Source organism: Ruegeria sp. CF8 (genome assembly GCF_056537285.1).
The window spans coordinates 410493-429518 of the sequence record NZ_JBQFRG010000001.1 but is presented as its reverse complement, the minus strand read 5'-3'; the positions used below and the strand labels follow the sequence as shown (position 1 = coordinate 429518).

The window sequence follows — 19026 nt, the reverse complement described above, 5'->3', positions numbered from 1 at the left end:
TTCACCCTTCCAAGGCCAAGTCTTCCACCAGTCGAAACCGTTCGCACACGAGTTTCATCTCGGGATCAAACCCACCGTTTCGTTGGAAATAGCGACGATGATGGTCTTGCCATTCTTCGAGCGTTTCAGTCTCACCTTCCGCCAAAGCGAAATCCTCGGTCACGTCACAGTACCGCTGAATTGAAACATCCAGGGTTTCAATGACCAATGCCGGTGTATTGTCCCAGTTCAGCGCAATATCGCGGCGACCCCGCTTGGGCATTTCAGAACTGCCATCAGGATAGTTGCTCAGCGCGTCGCAGGTCGCTGTTTTGCGGCCACTACGAACCAATGACAGAAGCTCAGCGCTCAGCTCTGCGTTGTCGCCAAATTTGAATGTCTGTGCGCCGGGATAGCGGGCCGTAAGGGTTTTCAAGCTCACGCTCATCTTACATCCTGAACACGCCGAAGCGTGTCTCCTGAATGGGTGCATTCAACGCCGCACTCAGCGACAACGCCAAAACGTCGCGCGACTTTCGCGGGTCGATGATGCCGTCATCCCAAAGCCGCGCCGATGCATAAAGCGGGTGGGACTGCTCTTCGAACATCTCAAGCGTCGGACGTTTAAATTCGGCCTCTTCCTCAGGCGACCATGTGCCGCCCTGCCGTTCGATGCCGTCGCGTTTCACGGTCGCCAGAACGCCCGCAGCCTGCTCACCGCCCATCACGGAAATCCGCGAGTTCGGCCATGTCCACAAGAACCTTGGCTGATAGGCCCGACCGGCCATGCCATAGTTCCCGGCCCCGAACGAGCCGCCCACCAGCATGGTAATCTTCGGCACCGAAGTCGTGGCCACCGCCGTCACCATCTTGGCCCCGTGCCGGGCGATGCCTTCGTTTTCGTATTTCCGTCCGACCATGAAGCCGGTGATATTTTGCAGGAACACAAGCGGTGTCTTGCGCTGCGAACACAGTTCGACAAAATGCGCGCCCTTCTGAGCGGCCTCGGAAAACAACACACCATTGTTGGCAATTATGCCGACCGGGCAGCCTTTGACATGGGCGAACCCAGTCACCAACGTGTCGCCAAAGCGCGGTTTGAACTCATCGAACCGAGAGCCATCAACCATCCTCGCAATGACCTCGCGGATGTCGTAGGGCGTGCGCAGATCGGCGGGGACGACGCCAAGGATCTCTTCGGGGTCGTAAGCAGGCTCTTCCGGGGATTCAAACTGTAGGCCACGCTTAAGCTCGGCACCGCCCAACGACCCGACCGCGCGCCGGGCCAGGGCAAGCGCGTGGGCGTCATCCTCGGCCAGATAATCCGCCACGCCGGACAATCGGGTGTGGACGTCTCCTCCACCCAGCTCCTCGGCACTGACGACCTCGCCTGTCGCGGCCTTAACCAGAGGTGGCCCGGCCAGAAAGATCGTGCCCTGCTCCTTCACGATGATCGTCACATCGGACATCGCGGGCACATAAGCCCCGCCCGCCGTACAGGACCCCATCACCACCGCGATCTGAGCGATCCCCTTGGCGCTCATCCGCGCCTGATTGTAGAAAATGCGGCCAAAGTGGTCGCGGTCAGGGAAGACCTCATCCTGATTGGGCAGGTTCGCACCGCCGCTATCGACCAGATAGATGCAGGGCAGATGGTTTTCCTCGGCAATCTCTTGCGCGCGCAGGTGTTTCTTGACCGACAGCGGGTAATACGTGCCGCCCTTTACGGTGGCGTCGTTGCACACCACCATAACCTCGCGGCCCTGCACACGACCGATCCCGGCGATCACCCCGGCACAAGGTGCGGCATCGCCATACATCCCATGCGCCGCCGTCGCACCAATTTCCAGAAACGGAGAGCCCGCGTCCAACAGGTTCGCCACCCTGCGCCGAGGCAGCATCTTGCCCCGTGACTCATGCCGCGCGCGGGATTTCTCGCCACCGCCCATGCGGGCCGCTTCGGCAGCAGCAGAGATTTGGGCCATCGCGTCGAGATGGGCCGCGCGGTTTGCCTTGAAGCCTTCAGAGGTTGTTATTGCTTTACTCGTGAGCTTCATTGGCTCTCCTCCCTCTTTTCTACCCAATCGGCCAAAGACACCGCTCCCAGGTAACGTCCGAAAGACACTAAGGCAGCACATTCCGTGTCAAAGCTTGGTGTTTCACAACGACTGGCAACGCTTGTGTTGTTCAAAAGCTCCAATCGCTTTTGATAGAAGTGTTTTTGCTGGGACAAAGCCTCTAGGTTTTCTGGAAGACCATCCACAATTGCTTTGGACCGGTCTACGAAATTTGAAGCCAAGTTTTTAAAGCAAGAATGACTGTCTGTGGAGAAACGACAATAGCCTAGGATCACCGCTATACACTCTTGTGTTTTTCCAGCCTGATCCAGTTTGCCTTCTGCACTTGCAAGGCAGCGTTCTGTCCAAGCATAGGGACTACTTTGGTCTGCCAAGCTCACAGCTGGCGCTGCAATGCAGGCAACGACGAACGAAGTCGCGACGTATAAGCTCTTCATCATAGCACCCCTTCCACCGCCGCCCGCGCCTTCAGTTCCTTCCGGATCACCTTCCCCGTCACCGTCATCGGCAACTCCTCCAGAAACGCCACCTCACGCGGGTAGGAGTAATGCGCCAGACGGTCTTTGACCCAATCCTGCAACTCCTGCGCCGACGCCGCAGCCCCCGGTTTCAACACCACATACGCCTTGACGATCTCGGTCCGCAGCGGGTCGGGCTTTCCGACCACGCCTACTGTCGCCACCGCTGGGTGCGTCAGCAGGCAATCCTCGATCTCGGCAGGGCCAATACGGTATCCGGCTGAGGTGATTACGTCGTCGTCGCGACCAACAAAGCGCAGGTAGTCGCCCTCCCAAACGCCGCGATCTCCGGTGATCAACCAATCGCCTCGGAATTTCTCAGCCGTCGCCTCGGGCCTGTTCCAGTATTCCAGCAGCATCGAAGCCGAGCCGCGCCGGATCGCCACGTCGCCTTCCTCGGTCGTTGGGTTGCCTTTCTCGTCAATCACCGCCACCTCATGCCCCGGCACGGGTTTGCCGATGCAGCCGGGCTGCACTGGGAAATCCTCGGCGCAAGAGGACACGACCATGTTGCATTCAGTCTGGCCGTAGAATTCGTTGATTGTCAGACCAAACGCCTTTTGCCCCCAGGCCAGCATCTCGGCCCCCAACGGCTCGCCCCCGGACGCGACCGAGCGCAGGCCGTCAATACCCTGATCTGCCGCCTTCAGCATCCGCAATGCCGTGGGTGGGAAGAACACGTTGCGCACCCCGCCGCGCGAGACAATATCGGCGCAAGCCTCAGGCGAGAATTTTTCAAGCCTTGCGGCAACGACCGGAATGCCTAGCGCCAGGCCTGGCATCAGCACATCGAACAAACCGCCGATCCATGCCCAATCCGCCGGAGTCCACAGGCAATCGCCCCCACGCAAATGGTTATGGCTGATCGAGACACCCGGCAAATGCCCGGTCAGCACCCGATGCCCGTGCAAAGCCCCCTTTGCGCTGCCGGTGGTGCCCGAAGTATAGATCAGAACCGCCGGGTCCTCGGGGCCAGTGTCGGCGAATGGCAGGGATGGGCCCGCCTCGCCTATTTCAGATGCAATCAGAGCCTCGGCCAGATCGCCCAACAGCGCAGCCCCTTCGGCATCGGTCAGCACAATCTTGGCCTCTGCGTCACCAACCCGCGACCGCAGGGCATCTTGTTTGAACAATTTGAACAGCGGGACAGAGATCGCCCCGATCTTCCAAATCGCCAGATGGGCGGCGGCGCACCACGGGGACTGGCTCAGCAACACGCCAACACGATCGCCGGGCTGTACGCGTCGCAACAGCGCACGGGCAAGATCATCTGCCATCTGATCCAGTTGGCCATAAGTGACACTGCGGGCATCCGGGCCAGTCAGATCAATAACCGCCACGTGATCCTTCGCATGGTGCAGGCATTGCTGCGCCATATTGAGCCGATCCGGCACGTCCCAGCTGCCCCCCGAGTGCAACCCCGGTATGCGCTCAGAGGTTAGCACAGCAATTTCTCCTTATTTTGCTGACACTTCCCTGATTCTTGCCGCTGCCAGCTTTCACAGGAATTTGATACAGATCAGAGTGCTCAAGGCTCTTCTCTGCGACGTCAGACGCATCAACAGAACCAAAGGCAAAACAATGACCAAAAAGCTCGCCGCATTGACCCTGTCCACCGCGCTGGTTGCGATGGCCGCCCCTGCGTTTGCTCAATCGCAAGGTGACTGGACCGTCGGCGTTGGTGTGGGTTATTTGGACCCGAAATCCGACAACGGCACGATCGCAGGTGCACCTGCCACCATCGACGCAGATACGCGCCCGATCTTCACCGCCGAATACTTCATCCGTGACAATCTGGGTATCGAACTGCTGGCCGCAACCCCGTTCAAACACACCATCGCTTTGGGCGGTGTTGACGCGGCTACGGTCAAGCACCTGCCGCCCACCCTGTCGGTGAACTATCACTTCCCGACCAACAGCGCGTGGAAACCCTATGTCGGTGCCGGCCTGAACTACACCATCTTCTTTGACGAACAGACCGCTCTGGGCAACCTCAAGGTCGATGACTCCTTCGGCGTCTCGCTGCAGGCTGGTCTGGACTACATGGTCAGCGACAATGGCGCGGTCCGTCTGAACGTACGTTGGTTCGACATCGACTCGGACGTTTCGCTGAACGGCACCAACATCGGCACCGCAGAAATCGATCCGTTCCTTGTCGGCGTTTCCTACGTCCATAAGTTCTGATCCCATCTTACAAGCGCCCTGCGGTTCCCTCGTCCGCGGGGCGTTTTTGTGTTCAGAGCATTTCAGCCATCAGTTCACGGCCAATCAGCATCCGGCGAATCTCGCTGGTGCCCGCACCGATCTCCATCAGTTTGGCATCACGGAACATCCGGCTCACTGGCGCGTCGGACAGAAAGCCTGCCCCACCCAGCGCCTGAACCGCCTGATGCGCCTGTACCATCGACTGCTCCGAGGCGTACAGGCAGCACGCCGCCGCGTCCTGACGCGTTACATCCCCCCGATCACATGCCTTGGCGACCTCGTACACGTAGGCACGCGCCGAGTTCATAGCTGTGTACATGTCGGCGATCTTGCCCTGCATCAACTGGAAGCTGCCGATGGGTTTGCCGAACTGCTTGCGCTCGGCCAGGTATGGCATCACCTCATCCAGACAAGCAGCCATTATGCCAGTGCCGATCCCGGCCAGAACCACACGTTCATAATCCAGCCCGGACATGAGTACGGCCACGCCTTTTCCCTCTTCGCCCAACACATTCTCGAATGGCACTTCGACGTCTTCAAAGATCAGTTCAGCCGTATTCGACCCGCGCATCCCCAGCTTGTCGAAATGGGCTGAGGTCGAAAAACCCTTCATCTCTTTTTCTATCAGAAAAGCCGTAATCCCTTTGGATCCAGCATCCGGATCCGTCTTGGCGTAAACGACCAGAGTATCTGCGTCCGGCCCGTTGGTGATCCAGTATTTATTACCATTCAGACGGTAATGATCATTCCGTTTTTCGGCCCGCAACTTCATCGAAACGACATCGGACCCGGCCGAAGGCTCCGACATGGCCAACGCGCCCACATGCTCACCCGAGATCAGGCGCGGCAGGTACTTCTGCTTCTGCTCTTCATTGCCGTTCAGCTTGATCTGGTTCACGCACAGGTTCGAATGCGCCCCATATGACAGGGCAACCGAGGCCGAGGCCCGCGCGACCTCTTCGACGGCGATTGTATGCGCCAGATAAGACATACCCGCGCCGCCATATTCTTCGGGTACTGTGACACCCAAAAGGCCAAGCTCTCCCATCTCTTTCCACAACTCGTTCGGAAAGGCATTGGTCAGGTCGATCTCGGCTGCCATGGGCTTGACCCGTTCCTGTGCCCAGCGATGCACCATCTCGCGCAGGGCATTCACATCCTCACCCAGATCAAACTTCATCGTGGCCATGAACATCTGTGCCCTCCCTTCGCGTTAATGAACAAGTGTTCAATAAATAAGTAACAGCGAATCCAGGCCCGGTCAATCTTTGTGAAACAGCCAAAACGCAAACGCCGCCCATACGGGCGGCGCGCATAGGATTGAGCGTGCGCTGAAAGCGCACTCTACATGGTTACGATTGGTAGACCGCGCCTACCTCAGCTCGGATAATGCGCGCAATCAATTGGCAGTCCTCAAGCGAAAAGGTTAACGGCACGCGCATATCCATGACACCAGCCAAAACGCGATCACTTTCCGGCATGGGTTCACTATCGAAATAACGCCAACTGTCATACCGTGACGTGAACCCGGTTGGCTCTGCCCCTCCGAACCATTTCAGCTCAACCCCACGCGCCGCGCAACGGCTGATCACGTCGGCAATCCGTTCGGGCAACCAATCCAACAGCAGGAACTGGATCGAAGACCCTACATAGGCTTCCTCCTCGGGCCGCTCGACCATGGTCAAACCCGGTGTGCCACGCAGCCCGGCCTCGATCTCGCGATAGCGCTCATTCCAACGCTGCACCTGCCGGTCCAGATCCCGCAATTGCGGACGCAGGATCGCCGCGCGCAAGTTATCCATGCGGCCCGACACGTTTGGGGTCGTATACTTAATCCTTTCAAACACCTCTGGCCCAGGAGCAGCCAGATGGCGCTCGTACAGCATGTAGGACCCAGACAGCATCGTGGCCTTGGCCGCCAACTCCTCGTCATCGGTGACAAGCAAACCGCCCTCGCCCGAGTTGACATGCTTGTAGGTTTGGCACGAATAGCAGCCGATTGCGCCCTGCCGCCCCGACAATTGGCCCCGCCAGGCCGCGCCCATCGTATGCGCGCAGTCTTCGATCACGACCACCCCGGCGGCGTCGCACATCTGCATCAGCCGGTCCATGTCACACAGATGACCGCGCATGTGGCTCAGCATCAGCACACGTGCCTGATCCAGTTTGCGCTCAAGATCATCCAAGTCGATGGTCAGGCTTTCTGTCACGCCAACGAAGATTGCCCGCCCGCCGACTGAGGCAATTGACCCCGGCACCGGGGCCAACGTGAAGGCGTTGGTCAGAACCGGATCACCGGGCTGAACTCCAACCGCGCGAAGGGCGGTGGCAAGCGCATATCCGCCAGATGACACAGCCAGACAGTATTTTGCCCCCGTCTGTGCCGCGAATTCCTGCTCCAGCAAGGCCGTTTCGCCCAACTCGCCCGCGGCCACGTTGTAGCGATGCAAACGCCCGTGGCGCAGAACGGCCAAAGCCGCCTTGATCGCGTCCTCGGGAAGGGGTTCTTGCTGCGTGAAATTGCCTGAGAATTTTTCGGTCATGATTTCGTTCTGAGGCTCCGACAAGGTTCGGTCAAGACGCTACGCCGCCGCACCAATCAAGGCAGGCACAAGGGAAGGTAAATCGTCAAAATGATGCAGCAAGGCTTCGGGTTCCAATGCAGCCATATCATTGCCTGACGGGCCGAAGGTCACGAGGACCGACGGAACACCTGCGGCTTTGGCGGTGTTGCGGTCCGTATCCGAGTCTCCGATCAACACGCACAAATCGGGATCTCCCCCCGCGCGACGTGCAGCTTCTCGCAGTGGGGCCGGATCTGGTTTGCGAACCGGCAATGTATCTGCCCCAACCAGCGAGGCAAAGCGGTCTCGCACCCCCATACGCGTTAGCAACAATTCTGCCAAATGCTCCGGTTTGTTCGTACATATGCCAATACCGTATCCCGCGCTGCTAAGCATCTCGACCGCCTGCAACGCGCCGGGATAAAAGCTGGTATGAGTGTCGATATCCTGGGCATAGGCTTCAAGCAGCACCGGGTAAAATGCTTGGACTGTACCCTCGTCATAGGCGCCGACGCGCTTTAGCCCATGGGTCAACATCATGCGCCCGCCGCGCAGTGCGATACCAGAATCCTGCCCGTGGACCAGTACATCACCATGCCCCATCTCGCGAAAACAATGGTTCGCCGCAGCCAGCAAATCGCCCGATGTATCCGCCAAAGTGCCGTCCAGATCGAAAATGACTGTTCGCATTTAGCCTCCTTGTTCGGCAGGTTTTCGCCGTGTCCTGTTTCAATCGGCAATCTTGTTTGATGGCCGAACGGCTTGCGCCTTTGACCTCAGCGGATAAAACGGTCGGCACCAAAACACAAAGAGAAAACGATTTCATGAGCACTGCCCTTGTCATCCTCGCCGCCGGAAAAGGCACCAGGATGAATTCGGATCTTCCCAAAGTCCTGCATCCCATCGCCCAAGTGCCGATGCTTGTTCACGCGATGCGCGCCGGGTCCGTTCTGTCCCCCGAACGGACGGTGATTGTCACCGGCCACGGGTCCGAAGCTGTGGCAAAGGCTGCGCAGGGCGAAGACGAAGAGGCGCAGATCGCCGTTCAGGAGGAACAGCAAGGCACCGCGCACGCAGTAGCTCAGGCGCGGCAAGCGCTGGAGGGTTTCGAAGGCGATGTTGTGGTTCTTTATGGCGACACCCCGTTTCTGCAACCAGACACACTGGAACGAATGATCGAGGCGCGGTCGCACAACGATCTGGTCATTCTCGGCTTCGAAGCTGCCGACCCTGCACGTTATGGCCGTTTGGTCATGAAAGGCAACAGCCTGGAACGCATCGTCGAATTCAAAGACGCCAGTGACGAAGAACGTGCCATAACCTTCTGTAACTCGGGGCTTCTGGCCTGTGACGCGCAGCTGTTGTTTTCGCTGATCGACGAAGTTGGCAACGATAACGCCTCGGCTGAATACTATCTGACTGACGTTGTGGAAATCGCGCGCAAACGTGGGCTAAGCGTGACCGCTGTCGCCTGTGACGAAGCACAAACGCTGGGTGTGAACTCGCGCGCGGATCTGGCCGCGGCGGATGCGGTCTTCCAGTCACGTGCCCGCGCTGAGCTGTTGGACATGGGCGTCACCTTGCTGGCTCCAGAAACGGTTTTTCTGGCCGCCGATACCGTGATCGGGCGCGATACAGTGATTGAACCCAATGTGGTTTTCGGTCCCGGCGTCACCGTGGAAAGCGGCGCGACGATCCGGGCATTTTCGCATCTTGAAGGCTGTCATGTCAGCCGCGGCGCTATCATCGGACCCTACGCTCGTCTGCGCCCCGGGGCCGAGCTTGCGGAAAACACACGCGTCGGCAATTTCGTCGAAATCAAGAATGCCGAAATTGCCGAAGGCGCAAAGGTCAACCACCTGACCTATATCGGCGATGCATCGGTGGGAGCTGCGACAAATATTGGCGCTGGCACGATCACCTGCAACTATGATGGCGTGATGAAGCACAAGACCACCATCGGTGAGAAAGTCTTTATTGGGTCGAACACCATGTTGGTGGCCCCGGTGACCGTAGGTGATGGCGCGATGACGGCGACGGGCACCGTCGTAACCAAGAATGTGGACCCTGATGCGCTGGCGGTCGCGCGTGCCAAGCAGGAAAATAAGCCCGGATATGCGCGTAAATTGTTTGATATGTTGAAGGCGAAGAAGGCTCGCCGCGATAAAGAGGCCTAAGGTTATGTGTGGAATTGTAGGTGTTCTGGGGCAGCATGAAGCGGCCCCTATTCTGGTAGAGGCCCTGAAACGGCTGGAGTATCGCGGCTATGACAGCGCCGGGATAGCAACTGTCAATGATGGCGCGTTGGGTCGAAGGCGCGCAGTCGGCAAGCTGGTGAACCTCAGCGATCTGCTGGTGCATGACCCGTTGCCCGGAAAATCGGGCATTGGCCATACCCGTTGGGCCACCCACGGTGCGCCCACGGTCAACAATGCGCATCCGCACAAGGCGGGGCCTGTGGCCGTTGTGCATAATGGCATCGTTGAAAACTATCGCGAATTACGCGCCGAGCTGGCGGAACATGGCGTCGATTTTCAGACCGAGACTGATACGGAAACCGTTGCCCTGATGACCGAACATCACCTCAACGCGGGACTGTCGCCGGTTGAGGCCGCGTTCAAGACCATCGATCAACTGGAAGGCGCCTTTGCGTTGGCGTTTCTGTTCGACGGAGAAGACGACCTGATTGTGGCCGCTCGCAAGGGATCGCCGCTGGCTATCGGCCACGGGGATGGTGAGATGTATGTCGGATCTGACGCCATCGCACTGGCGCCGTTGACCAATAAGATCACATATCTTGAGGAGGGCGACCGTGCGGTTCTGACCCGCAATTCGCTGGAGATCCGTACCGAAGCTGGCGAGTTGGCCAACCGCGAAAAGCGCAAGATCAAACTGGATCATACGCGCGCCGACAAAGGCGAGCACAAGCATTTCATGGCCAAGGAAATTGCTGAACAGCCCATCGTTGTGGCCGAGGCAATCCGGTCCTACCTGCCCACCAGCGGAGACCGGGTGGTGTTGCCCGATACAGATCTGGATTTCAGCAAGCTGGACCGCCTGACCATGGTGGCCTGCGGTACTGCTTTTTATGCCTGCTTGACCGCCAAATACTGGTTCGAGCAACTGGCGAAGATGCCGGTTGAGGTCGATATCGCCAGCGAGTTCCGCTATCGCGAACCTCCAATCACCGACCGGACTCTGGCGCTGTTTGTCAGCCAGTCGGGGGAAACCGCCGACACGCTGGCCGCATTGCGTTATTGCGAAGGCAAAGCAGAGAAGATCGTTTCAGTTGTGAACGTCCCGGAAAGCTCGATTGCGCGCGAAAGCGATATCGCGTTGCCAATCCATGCCGGTGTCGAAATTGGCGTGGCCTCGACCAAGGCCTTCACCTGCCAGTTGAGCGTGCTGTTGATGCTGGCTTTGAAGGCCGCTGCTGACCGGGGTACGCTGACAGACGACGAAATTGCTGATCATGCTGCGGCCCTACGCGGATTGCCAACTGTTCTAAACGCGGCGCTTGATCAGAACCGGTCGATCCGCAAAGCTGCACAGCGCTTGTCCGAAGCGCGCGACGTTCTGTTTTTGGGCCGTGGGCTGATGTATCCGCTGGCTCTGGAAGGCGCGTTGAAACTGAAGGAAATCAGCTACATCCACGCCGAAGGTTACGCGTCGGGAGAGCTGAAGCACGGCCCTATCGCTCTGATCGACAAACACATGCCTGTGGTTGTCATGGCCCCGCGGGATACTGTGTTCGACAAGACCGTTTCAAACATGCAAGAAGTCATGGCGCGCAAAGGTAAAGTGATCCTTGTGTCGGATGATGACGGTATCGCCGAAGCCGGGGATGAGGTCTGGAGCAAGATCCGCATGCCCCATGTTCATCACAACCTGACACCGATCCTCTATTCCGTTCCTGCACAGCTGCTGGCCTATCACACTGCCGTCGCCAAGGGCACCGATGTGGATCAGCCCCGCAATCTGGCAAAATCTGTTACGGTAGAGTGACCCATGGCCAAACAATTCCCTCAGCTTGAAGACACCCACCGGAAATTCATCGAAGAGCAGCATATGTTCTTTGTCGGCACCGCCGGGGCTGAGGGCCAGGTCAATATTTCCCCGAAAGGGATGGATTCGCTGCGGGTCTTGGGCTCCAACCGCATCGTCTGGATGAACCTTACCGGCAGCGGCAATGAAACAGCAGGCCACCTGATGCAGGTTAACCGCATGACGCTGATGTGGTGTTCATTCGGCACCCGTCCCCTGATCCTGCGCACTTATGGAACTGCGCGTACCCTACATGTCGGGGACGAGGGTTGGGACGAGTTGGCGGACCTGTTCCCCAATCATCGCAGCGCGCGGCAAATCTATGACCAGTCTATAGAAATAGTTCAGACTTCGTGCGGCTATGCCGTTCCTTTCATGGAGTTCCAGTCCGACCGCGATACAATGCAGAAATGGGTCGACGGAAAATCCGACAACGAAATCCGCGCCTACTGGGCTGAGAAAAACGGGCAGACAATTGACGGAAAGCCCACCGGCGTTCCGGTCTGATCTTATGCTCGCCAGGTTCCTCGATCAAATCAAAGCCCATGCCGACGCGGAGCGTGCGGATCAAGTGGCCAGCTACCACAAGGTGGATCGCGTCTATCTTGGTGTCGCGAACCCCGTATTGAACGACCTGTGCAAAGCATGGCGAAAGGAACTGGATGTTGCGGCGCGGGTCGAAGTGGCAAACGGACTGTGGCAGACCAACATTCACGAAGCCCGCGTTGCAGCGGCCAAGTTGCTGACTCAGGCGCGCACCCGGCCAGATGACGCAGTTTGGGACCTTTTGCAAAGCTGGTTACCTGAATTCGATGCCTGGGCTATCGCCGACCACGCCAGCACGGCAATGCAAAAGCGGCTTTCAGCTAACCCCGATCGTCTGGACGAAGTTGAACAGTGGACCCGATCCGACCACATGTGGACCCGCCGTGCGGCCTTGGTCTCGACCCTGCCCTGGACAAAACAGAACCACCCCAAGCCCGAAGACCTGCAACGCCGCGACCGTATCCTTGGCTGGGCCGCCGGCTATGTCCCGGATCGCGATTGGTTCATTCAAAAGTCCATAGCTTGGTGGCTGCGTGAGCTTTCCAAACATGACCCTGATCGCGTGATTGCATTCCTGGAAGAACACGGCAACGCGATGAAGCCATTTGCCCGCCGTGAAGCCGGCAAATATCTGAAGGATCAGTTGGCGTAGACCTCGACCTCGACCAGTTCATCCAGCGGCACCAGCAAAGCTCGCATGGCATCCAACGACAACCGGCTGCCACTGCTGGCAGGGCCCGGGATCGGAACCAGAGTGATATAGGCTTGCGCCCCGGTTCTGGGCACAACCACGCGCGCCGTTACCTCGCTTTCGACCAAAGGCGTCTGCATCCAACGCCCCGGCGTGGTCGGGTCTCCCAGCCCGGCAATGGTGGTTCTGGCCCCAGCCCAACTGGGACGCGCTGAAACTGGTTCCGGCTCCAGAACCTCCTCGGAGACAGCAGTGGCGGTCTCCACGTCCGCATCGGTTTGCGCGGGTGCGTCGCTCCGCCCGAAGACGCGCTCGGTCGTGGACCGGACCGTATCGCAACCGGCAGCCAACACACACAGAATTACGAGTGCTTTCTTCATGCTCAAATCCTATAGCCCTGCGCGCATCTGTACCAGCGCAAAGCACAGTTCACCCTTGTCGGGACCCGGTTCCGGCTTTACCTATTACGCCATGACAGCTCCGCTTATCGACCCGTTTGCCCGCGCCATCACGTATCTCCGCGTCTCCGTCACGGACCGCTGCGATTTCCGCTGCGTGTATTGCATGTCCGAGAACATGACCTTTCTGCCCAAGAAAGACCTGCTAACGCTGGAAGAGCTGGATCGGATGTGTTCGACCTTTGTGAAGATGGGCGTGGAGAAGTTGCGCATCACGGGCGGAGAGCCCTTGGTCCGCCGCAACATCATGACCTTCTTCAACTCAATGACCCGCCATCTGGACAGCGGCGCGCTGAAAGAACTCACGCTGACCACAAACGGTTCGCAATTGCATCGCTTCTCAGAAGACCTCTATGCAGCCGGCGTGCGGCGGGTGAATGTCTCGCTGGATACACTGGACGATGACAAATTCGCCAAAGTCACACGTTGGGGGCGCTTGAAACAAGTCCTGAACGGCATCGACGCCGCGCAAAAAGCAGGCTTGCGGATCAAAATCAACGCGGTTGCCTTGAAAGGGTTCAACGAACCCGAGCTGCCAAAGATTACCGAGTGGTGCGCAGAGCGTGACATGGACCTGACCTGGATCGAGGTCATGCCCATGGGCGACATCGGCAACGAAGACCGTCTGGATCAATATTGGTCGCTTAAGGACGTGCGCAAAGAATACGAAAACCACTATACTGTCACCGACTTGGCCGAACGCACCGGTGGCCCGGCCCGCTATGTTCGCCTTGAGGAAACAAGCCAAAAGATCGGGTTCATCACACCACTGTCTCATAACTTTTGCGAAAGTTGCAACCGCGTGCGCCTGACCTGTACCGGCGAGCTGTATATGTGCTTGGGCCAGGAAGACATGGCTGATCTGCGCGCCCCGCTGCGCGATCACCACGAAAGCGAAGCGCCGCTAGAGGACGCAATCCGGGCCGCGATCAACCTCAAGCCCAAGGGTCACGATTTCGACTATTCCCGTCAGGCCGTCGATGGCCAGATGAGCCGTCACATGAGCCATACAGGCGGCTGACATGCCCGGCGCAGACGACCGCCCGACGCTGCTGTACAGGCTGTACTGCGGCTTTACAGCTCTTATACAACCCTTGGCATGGCGAACCGTGCGCAACAAGCTGCGCGCAGCCGATGTTCCTGAGAACCGCGCGAGAGAGCGTCTTGGCCACGCCAGCTTGCCCCGTCCAGCTGGGCGTCTGATTTGGTTTCATGCCGCCAGCGTCGGCGAAAGCCTGTCGGTCCTCAGCCTGATAAAACGGTTGGCAGACCGCCTACCGGATGCCGAGTTCCTGATTACCTCAGGTACGCCCACCTCAGCCGCATTGATCGCCAAACGCATGCCGCCCCGAACACGGCATCAATACCCACCGCTGGATACCGCAGGCTCTGTAGCTCGCTTTCTCTCTCATTGGCAACCCGATGCGGGCATCTTCGTCGAAAGCGAAATATGGCCCCGCCTGATCGTGGAAAGCCATCGGCAGAACATCCCGCTGGCACTTCTAAACGCCCGCCTGTCTGAAAAATCTGTCAGAGGTTGGAAAAAACGCCCGGACACCGCGCGTTTCATTTTATCCAATTTCTGCCTGTTTCTGACCCAGAATAACAAAACCGCAGCCAACCTGATCGACATCGGTGCAACACCAAGCCGCGTGCATCCGGGCACCAATCTTAAGGCAATGTCCGATCCCCTGCCGGTGGATCAAGCGACGTTGCAGGATATCCAAGCTCAGATCGCAGACCGCCCGATCTGGATTGCAAGCTCAACCCACGCGGGCGAGGAAGAAACCGTTCTGACCGCGCACAAGACACTACTTGAACGCTGGCCGAACTTGCTCTTGCTGTTGATCCCGCGCCACCCAGAGCGTCGGGGCGACATTGGATCGCTGATCCAAGACGCTGATATGCCTGCTTCTTTCCGATCCAGGGACGAACTGATCAGAGAAAACACCCAAATATACGTTGCCGATACACTAGGAGAAACCGGAACCTGGTACGCTCTGTGTCCGATTGTATTTCTCGGCGGTTCGCTGAAAGAAATCGGGGGCCACAATCCTTTTGAGCCTGCGCAAGCCGGGGCCGCGGTGATCACGGGTGCGGGTTTCTTTAACTTTGCCGAGACCTTTTCCCCGCTGATTAAATCCGGTGGCGCAATCGAGGTTCAAACAGCGGCTGAACTCTCCCAAGTCGTGGCGCATTGGTTGTCAGACCAGAACGCCCTGCAATCCGCACAAAAAGCAGCCCGGTCTTGCGTTCACACGCAGTCAGATGCCCTTGAATCCGTCATCGACACCCTCTGTGCAGAGCTTGATCTGCACAAACTGGATCTTTCTTCATCTGGCTGAAAATACCTCGGGGGTGTGGGGGCAGAGCCCCCACGCTTTTAATCAAGCCGCCGGCATCCGCTGTTCGACTATCTCAGCCCACCAACTGCAACCGGCCGGAATGGCCTCGTCGTTAAAATTGTATTCCGGGTGATGAACCATGGCGGTGTCGCCGTTGCCTACAAGGATATAAGCCCCTGGACGTTCTTCCAGCATGAACGCGAAATCCTCTCCGCCCATCACCAACGGAGCTTCTTCACAATTCCCCGACACTGACTTTGCCACATCCGCTGCAAACGCTGTCTGCTCGTCGCTATTCACCATTACCGGATAGCCGCGGATATAGGTCACGTCTGCGGTGCCTCCGAACGTTGTTGCCACGCCCGTGGAAATCTCTTTGATCCGCTTTTCAGCCAGATCGCGCATATCCTTGCTCATGGTACGCACGGTCCCTTTGATCTGCACAGTTTGCGGGATCACGTTAAAGGCCTTTGATGAGGTTTCAAAAGACGTCACCGACACAACAACCTGATCAATCGGATCCGCATTTCTGGACGCAATAGTTTGCAAAGCCAAAACCGCCTGCGCCGTCATAACGGTCGTGTCCACCGTCTCTTGCGGTTTGGCCGCGTGACCGCCGCGACCTTCAAAGGTGATGTCGAACTGATCTGTTGCCGCAAAGAAAGATCCAGGACGGATTGAGAAGCTGCCAACCGGTTTACCCGGCCAGTTGTGCATTCCATAGACTTCCTGAATGTTCCAGCGCTCCATCATACCGTCTTCACACATCTCACGGCCACCACCCCCGCCTTCTTCGGCGGGTTGGAAAATCACCACCACGGTGCCATCGAAATTGCGTGTTTCAGACAGGTACTTTGCCGCCCCCAACAGCATCGCTGTGTGACCGTCATGACCGCAGGCATGCATAGCACCCGGTGTTTTCGAGGCATATTCCAGCCCTGTCGCCTCATGAATCGGCAGCGCATCCATATCTGCGCGCAAACCAATCACCTTGCCCCTGCTGTCCGACTTGCCCTTGATCACACCCACAACACCGGTACGTCCGATGCCGGTGACAACCTCATCACAACCGAACTCTTTGAGTTTCTCGGCCACAACCGCGCTGGTACGGTGGGTTTCAAACAGGATTTCCGGGTTTTGGTGCAGATCCCGTCGCCATGCGGTGATTTCATCCTGCAATTCGGCAAAGCGGTTTTTAACTGGCATGTCTTCTCTCTCCTAATTCAAGCCGCCGGCATCCGGCGCTCGACCATTTCCGCAAACCACGAGCACCCGATCGGGATGATCTCGTCGTTGAAGTTGTATTCGGGGTGGTGCAACCCGGCGCTGTCTCCGTTGCCTAAAACGATGAAGGCTCCGGGCCGTTCTTCCAGCATGAACGAGAAATCCTCGCCGCCCATCACCATCGAGGCCTCAACACAACTGCCACCAACAGATACGGCAGCCTCTTCGGCATAACCTGTTTGCTCTTCAGCATTGATCGTCACCGGCACACCGCGCGTGTAATTGACGTTCACTGAACCACCGAACGTCGCGGCGATCCCTTCGGAGACTTCCTTCAGGCGTTTCTCAATCAAGTCGCGCATCTCGTTCGAGTGCGTACGCACCGTACCGCGTATCTGCGCCGATTGCGGGATCACGTTGAACGCTTTGGACGAGGTCTCAACCGACGTTACAGACAGAACACCCTGCTGAATTGGGTCCGCGTTGCGCGAAACAATGGTCTGCAAAGCCACGATCATTTGCGACAGCATCACCGTAGTATCCACAGTCTCATGTGGTTTTGCCGCGTGACCGCCCCGCCCTTCCAGCTGAATCGAGAACTCATCCGCTGCCGCAAGCAACGGTCCCGACCGGATCGCAAACTGCCCGGTCGGCAAACCCGGAACATTGTGCATCGCATAGACTTCTTGAATGCCGAACCGGTCCATCAGACCGTCCTTGCACATGGCCTCTGCGCCATTGCCGCCTTCCTCAGCGGGTTGGAAAATCACCACCGCCGTTCCGTCGAAGTTGCGTGTTTCAGACAGGTATTTCGCTGCGCCTAAAACCATGGCCGTATGCCCGTCATGACCGCAGGCATGCATCGCATTTTCTGTTTTCGAGGCATAGTCCAGCCCGGTCTGTTCCTGCATCGGCAGGGCATCCATATCTGCGCGCAACCCGATAACACGGCCCTGCGTATCGCTCTTGCCACGAATGACCCCGACCACACCGGTGCGACCAATGCCGGTCACAACTTCATCACAGCCGAACTCCTTCAGCTTTTCGGCAACCAGTGCGCTGGTGCGGTGGGTGTCATACAGAATTTCCGGATGTTGGTGAATGTCACGCCGCCAACCTGTGATTTCATCGTGCATCTCTGCAAGGCGGTTTTTAATCGGCATGTCATTCTCCTTGATTTATGCGACGGGCAATCGTCGTTCCACAAGCTCGGCAAACCAACTGCAGCCGGCGGGAATGGCGTCGTCATCAAAATTATACTCGGGGTGATGGCACATGGCCGTGTCCCCGTTCCCGATAAAGATGTAGGCTCCGGGCCGTTCTTCAAGCATATAGGCAAAATCTTCGGACGGCATGATCGGGTCCGTGCTGTCGTTGACCTTACCCGCGACAGCTTGGGCTGCCTCGGCGGCGTATGTCGTTTCGGCATCTGAGTTCACTGTCACAGGGTATCCCGGCTCCCAAGTGACTTCAGCCTTTGCTCCAAAAGCCGACGCAGTATCCTCGGCAATCCGGCGCACCCGTTCTTCCGCGATGGCGCGATATTCAGGATCCAGCGTCCGAACGGTTCCCTGCAAACGTACAGTGTGTGCAATTACGTTTGACGCAACACTGTCCGTTTCGAAAGTTCCAACTGTCAAGACAACGCGTTTGATCGGGTCAACCGTGCGCGACACCACGGATTGCAACGCAACAACGATATGCGAGGCAACCAGCGTCGTGTCCACCGCATCATGCGGCGCGGCGGCGTGCCCGCCCTTCCCGGTGACGGTAATTTTGAACTCATCAGATGAAGCCAGCAGCGCACCCGGTCGAATGGCAAACTCACCCACGGGAAGACCGGGCATGTTGTGCATTCCATAAACTTCCTGAATGCCCCAGCGGTCCATCAACCCGTCCTGACACATGGCCAGTCCACCTGCGCCACCTTCTTCGGCTGGCTGAAAGATCAGAACCACAGTGCCGTCGAAATTGCGTGTCTCGGCCAGATATTGCGCTGCCCCCAGCAGCATTGAGGTGTGACCGTCATGACCGCAGGCGTGCATCTTACCCGAAACAGTTGAGGCATAGTCCAGCCCTGTCGCCTCTTCAATCGGCAGCGCATCCATATCCGCCCGCAGGCCAATGACACGCCCCTGCGTATCCGTGCGCCCTTTGATCACCCCAACGACGCCAGTTTTGCCAATCCCCGGAGTAATCTCGTCTACGTCAAATTCTTTCAGGCGGTCTGCGACAAATGCCGCAGTTTCGTGGACGTCGTACATGAGCTCAGGATGTGCATGTAGATAACGGCGCCACTTGGTTATCTCGCCATGCATTTCCGCAAGTCTGTTTTTTACCGGCATCTCAAAACCTCCCCTTCGGCTGCGATTAC

At 57.9% G+C, this 19026-nt stretch carries 18 protein-coding genes; 7 read left to right on the top strand and 11 right to left on the bottom strand.

Features of this window, described 5'->3' with window-relative positions; genetic code table 11:
* Position 1: 1 nt before the first annotated feature.
* The 4 genes from ACR0EV_RS02060 to ACR0EV_RS02045 are packed head-to-tail and all read right to left on the bottom strand — an operon-like array spanning position 2 to position 4020.
* Entirely contained in the window at positions 2 to 427 is a 426-nt protein-coding gene (locus ACR0EV_RS02060; RefSeq protein ID WP_480798581.1) for an ASCH domain-containing protein, read from the bottom strand.
* Between the two features lies 1 nt (position 428).
* Entirely contained in the window at positions 429 to 2036 is a 1608-nt protein-coding gene (locus tag ACR0EV_RS02055; protein ID WP_480798580.1) for a carboxyl transferase domain-containing protein, read from the bottom strand.
* A complete protein-coding gene (locus ACR0EV_RS02050) occupies positions 2033 to 2494 on the bottom strand; it encodes a hypothetical protein (protein ID WP_480798579.1) in 462 nt (153 codons plus the stop codon). Before ACR0EV_RS02050 ends, ACR0EV_RS02055 begins: the two co-directional genes overlap by 4 nt.
* Positions 2494 to 4020: an AMP-binding protein gene (locus ACR0EV_RS02045; RefSeq protein ID WP_480798578.1), complete on the bottom strand. Its 1527-nt coding sequence runs from the start codon at positions 4018 to 4020 to the stop codon at positions 2494 to 2496. The genes ACR0EV_RS02050 and ACR0EV_RS02045 overlap by 1 nt, the downstream gene beginning before the upstream one ends.
* Before the next feature lie 136 nt (positions 4021 to 4156).
* Here ACR0EV_RS02045 and ACR0EV_RS02040 point away from each other — a divergent pair, with 136 nt between their 5' ends.
* Positions 4157 to 4759 (top strand): OmpW/AlkL family protein, encoded by a 603-nt coding sequence (locus ACR0EV_RS02040; protein WP_480798577.1) that lies wholly within the window; start codon positions 4157 to 4159, stop codon positions 4757 to 4759.
* A gap of 52 nt (positions 4760 to 4811) precedes the next feature.
* On the opposite strand, the gene ACR0EV_RS02035 is transcribed toward ACR0EV_RS02040, so the two are convergent.
* The 3 genes from ACR0EV_RS02035 to ACR0EV_RS02025 all read right to left on the bottom strand — a co-directional run bounded on the left by ACR0EV_RS02035 (position 4812) and on the right by ACR0EV_RS02025 (position 8034).
* Positions 4812 to 5975 carry an isovaleryl-CoA dehydrogenase gene (locus ACR0EV_RS02035; RefSeq protein ID WP_480798576.1) on the bottom strand — a complete coding sequence of 388 codons (1164 nt, stop codon included), beginning with the start codon at positions 5973 to 5975 and terminating at the stop codon, positions 4812 to 4814.
* A gap of 157 nt (positions 5976 to 6132) precedes the next feature.
* Positions 6133 to 7323, bottom strand: a complete 1191-nt coding sequence (locus ACR0EV_RS02030) for a DegT/DnrJ/EryC1/StrS family aminotransferase (protein WP_480798575.1) — start codon at positions 7321 to 7323, stop codon at positions 6133 to 6135.
* 39 nt (positions 7324 to 7362) lie between these two features.
* Positions 7363 to 8034 (bottom strand): HAD-IA family hydrolase, encoded by a 672-nt coding sequence (locus ACR0EV_RS02025; protein ID WP_480798574.1) that lies wholly within the window; start codon positions 8032 to 8034, stop codon positions 7363 to 7365.
* A 134-nt stretch (positions 8035 to 8168) separates the two neighbouring features.
* Here ACR0EV_RS02025 and glmU point away from each other — a divergent pair, with 134 nt between their 5' ends.
* From glmU to ACR0EV_RS02005, 4 genes are read left to right on the top strand one after another with little or no spacing between them, the layout of a single operon-like run.
* Positions 8169 to 9521 (top strand): bifunctional UDP-N-acetylglucosamine diphosphorylase/glucosamine-1-phosphate N-acetyltransferase GlmU, encoded by a 1353-nt coding sequence (glmU, locus tag ACR0EV_RS02020; RefSeq protein WP_480798573.1) that lies wholly within the window; start codon positions 8169 to 8171, stop codon positions 9519 to 9521.
* A 4-nt stretch (positions 9522 to 9525) separates the two neighbouring features.
* Complete coding sequence (glmS, locus tag ACR0EV_RS02015) at positions 9526 to 11349, top strand: glutamine--fructose-6-phosphate transaminase (isomerizing) (RefSeq protein WP_480798572.1); 1824 nt, start codon at positions 9526 to 9528, stop codon at positions 11347 to 11349.
* 3 nt (positions 11350 to 11352) lie between these two features.
* Positions 11353 to 11895, top strand: a complete 543-nt coding sequence (locus tag ACR0EV_RS02010; protein WP_480798571.1) for a pyridoxamine 5'-phosphate oxidase family protein — start codon at positions 11353 to 11355, stop codon at positions 11893 to 11895.
* Positions 11896 to 11899: 4 nt separating this feature from the next.
* Entirely contained in the window at positions 11900 to 12586 is a 687-nt protein-coding gene (locus ACR0EV_RS02005) for a DNA alkylation repair protein (RefSeq protein ID WP_480798570.1), read from the top strand.
* On the opposite strand, the gene ACR0EV_RS02000 is transcribed toward ACR0EV_RS02005, so the two are convergent.
* Positions 12574 to 13005 (bottom strand): hypothetical protein, encoded by a 432-nt coding sequence (locus ACR0EV_RS02000; RefSeq protein WP_480798569.1) that lies wholly within the window; start codon positions 13003 to 13005, stop codon positions 12574 to 12576. The two genes, ACR0EV_RS02005 and ACR0EV_RS02000, sit on opposite strands and share 13 nt — an antisense overlap.
* Before the next feature lie 91 nt (positions 13006 to 13096).
* On the opposite strand from ACR0EV_RS02000, the gene moaA reads away from it, so the two are divergent.
* Together moaA and ACR0EV_RS01990 are read left to right on the top strand one after the other, a co-directional pair.
* Positions 13097 to 14104, top strand: a complete 1008-nt coding sequence (gene moaA, locus ACR0EV_RS01995) for a GTP 3',8-cyclase MoaA (RefSeq protein ID WP_480799001.1) — start codon at positions 13097 to 13099, stop codon at positions 14102 to 14104.
* A 1-nt stretch (position 14105) separates the two neighbouring features.
* Entirely contained in the window at positions 14106 to 15428 is a 1323-nt protein-coding gene (locus ACR0EV_RS01990) for a 3-deoxy-D-manno-octulosonic acid transferase (protein ID WP_480798568.1), read from the top strand.
* Between the two features lie 42 nt (positions 15429 to 15470).
* On the opposite strand, the gene ACR0EV_RS01985 is transcribed toward ACR0EV_RS01990, so the two are convergent.
* The 3 genes from ACR0EV_RS01985 to ACR0EV_RS01975 are packed head-to-tail and all read right to left on the bottom strand — an operon-like array spanning position 15471 to position 18997.
* Positions 15471 to 16634, bottom strand: coding sequence for a M20 aminoacylase family protein (locus ACR0EV_RS01985; RefSeq protein ID WP_480798567.1), 1164 nt, complete (start codon positions 16632 to 16634; stop codon positions 15471 to 15473).
* A gap of 17 nt (positions 16635 to 16651) precedes the next feature.
* Positions 16652 to 17815: a M20 aminoacylase family protein gene (locus ACR0EV_RS01980; protein ID WP_480798566.1), complete on the bottom strand. Its 1164-nt coding sequence runs from the start codon at positions 17813 to 17815 to the stop codon at positions 16652 to 16654.
* Between the two features lie 15 nt (positions 17816 to 17830).
* On the bottom strand, positions 17831 to 18997 hold the full coding sequence (locus ACR0EV_RS01975) for a M20 aminoacylase family protein (protein WP_480798565.1): 1167 nt from the start codon (positions 18995 to 18997) through the stop codon (positions 17831 to 17833).
* Positions 18998 to 19026 lie beyond the last annotated feature (29 nt).

Excerpts from the sequence above, each read along its gene's own strand:
- ACR0EV_RS02060 (WP_480798581.1), bottom strand. The coding sequence starts at position 427 with ATGAGCGTGAGCTTGAAAACCCTTACGGCCCGCTATCCCGGCGCACAG.
- ACR0EV_RS02055 (WP_480798580.1), bottom strand. The coding sequence starts at position 2,036 with ATGAAGCTCACGAGTAAAGCAATAACAACCTCTGAAGGCTTCAAGGCA.
- ACR0EV_RS02050 (WP_480798579.1), bottom strand. The coding sequence starts at position 2,494 with ATGAAGAGCTTATACGTCGCGACTTCGTTCGTCGTTGCCTGCATTGCA.
- ACR0EV_RS02040 (WP_480798577.1), top strand. The coding sequence starts at position 4,157 with ATGACCAAAAAGCTCGCCGCATTGACCCTGTCCACCGCGCTGGTTGCG.
- ACR0EV_RS02035 (WP_480798576.1), bottom strand. The coding sequence starts at position 5,975 with ATGTTCATGGCCACGATGAAGTTTGATCTGGGTGAGGATGTGAATGCC.
- ACR0EV_RS02030 (WP_480798575.1), bottom strand. The coding sequence starts at position 7,323 with ATGACCGAAAAATTCTCAGGCAATTTCACGCAGCAAGAACCCCTTCCC.
- ACR0EV_RS02025 (WP_480798574.1), bottom strand. The coding sequence starts at position 8,034 with ATGCGAACAGTCATTTTCGATCTGGACGGCACTTTGGCGGATACATCG.
- glmU (WP_480798573.1), top strand. The coding sequence starts at position 8,169 with ATGAGCACTGCCCTTGTCATCCTCGCCGCCGGAAAAGGCACCAGGATG.
- glmS (WP_480798572.1), top strand. The coding sequence starts at position 9,526 with ATGTGTGGAATTGTAGGTGTTCTGGGGCAGCATGAAGCGGCCCCTATT.
- ACR0EV_RS02010 (WP_480798571.1), top strand. The coding sequence starts at position 11,353 with ATGGCCAAACAATTCCCTCAGCTTGAAGACACCCACCGGAAATTCATC.
- ACR0EV_RS02005 (WP_480798570.1), top strand. The coding sequence starts at position 11,900 with ATGCTCGCCAGGTTCCTCGATCAAATCAAAGCCCATGCCGACGCGGAG.
- ACR0EV_RS02000 (WP_480798569.1), bottom strand. The coding sequence starts at position 13,005 with ATGAAGAAAGCACTCGTAATTCTGTGTGTGTTGGCTGCCGGTTGCGAT.
- moaA (WP_480799001.1), top strand. The coding sequence starts at position 13,097 with ATGACAGCTCCGCTTATCGACCCGTTTGCCCGCGCCATCACGTATCTC.
- ACR0EV_RS01990 (WP_480798568.1), top strand. The coding sequence starts at position 14,106 with ATGCCCGGCGCAGACGACCGCCCGACGCTGCTGTACAGGCTGTACTGC.
- ACR0EV_RS01985 (WP_480798567.1), bottom strand. The coding sequence starts at position 16,634 with ATGCCAGTTAAAAACCGCTTTGCCGAATTGCAGGATGAAATCACCGCA.
- ACR0EV_RS01980 (WP_480798566.1), bottom strand. The coding sequence starts at position 17,815 with ATGCCGATTAAAAACCGCCTTGCAGAGATGCACGATGAAATCACAGGT.
- ACR0EV_RS01975 (WP_480798565.1), bottom strand. The coding sequence starts at position 18,997 with ATGCCGGTAAAAAACAGACTTGCGGAAATGCATGGCGAGATAACCAAG.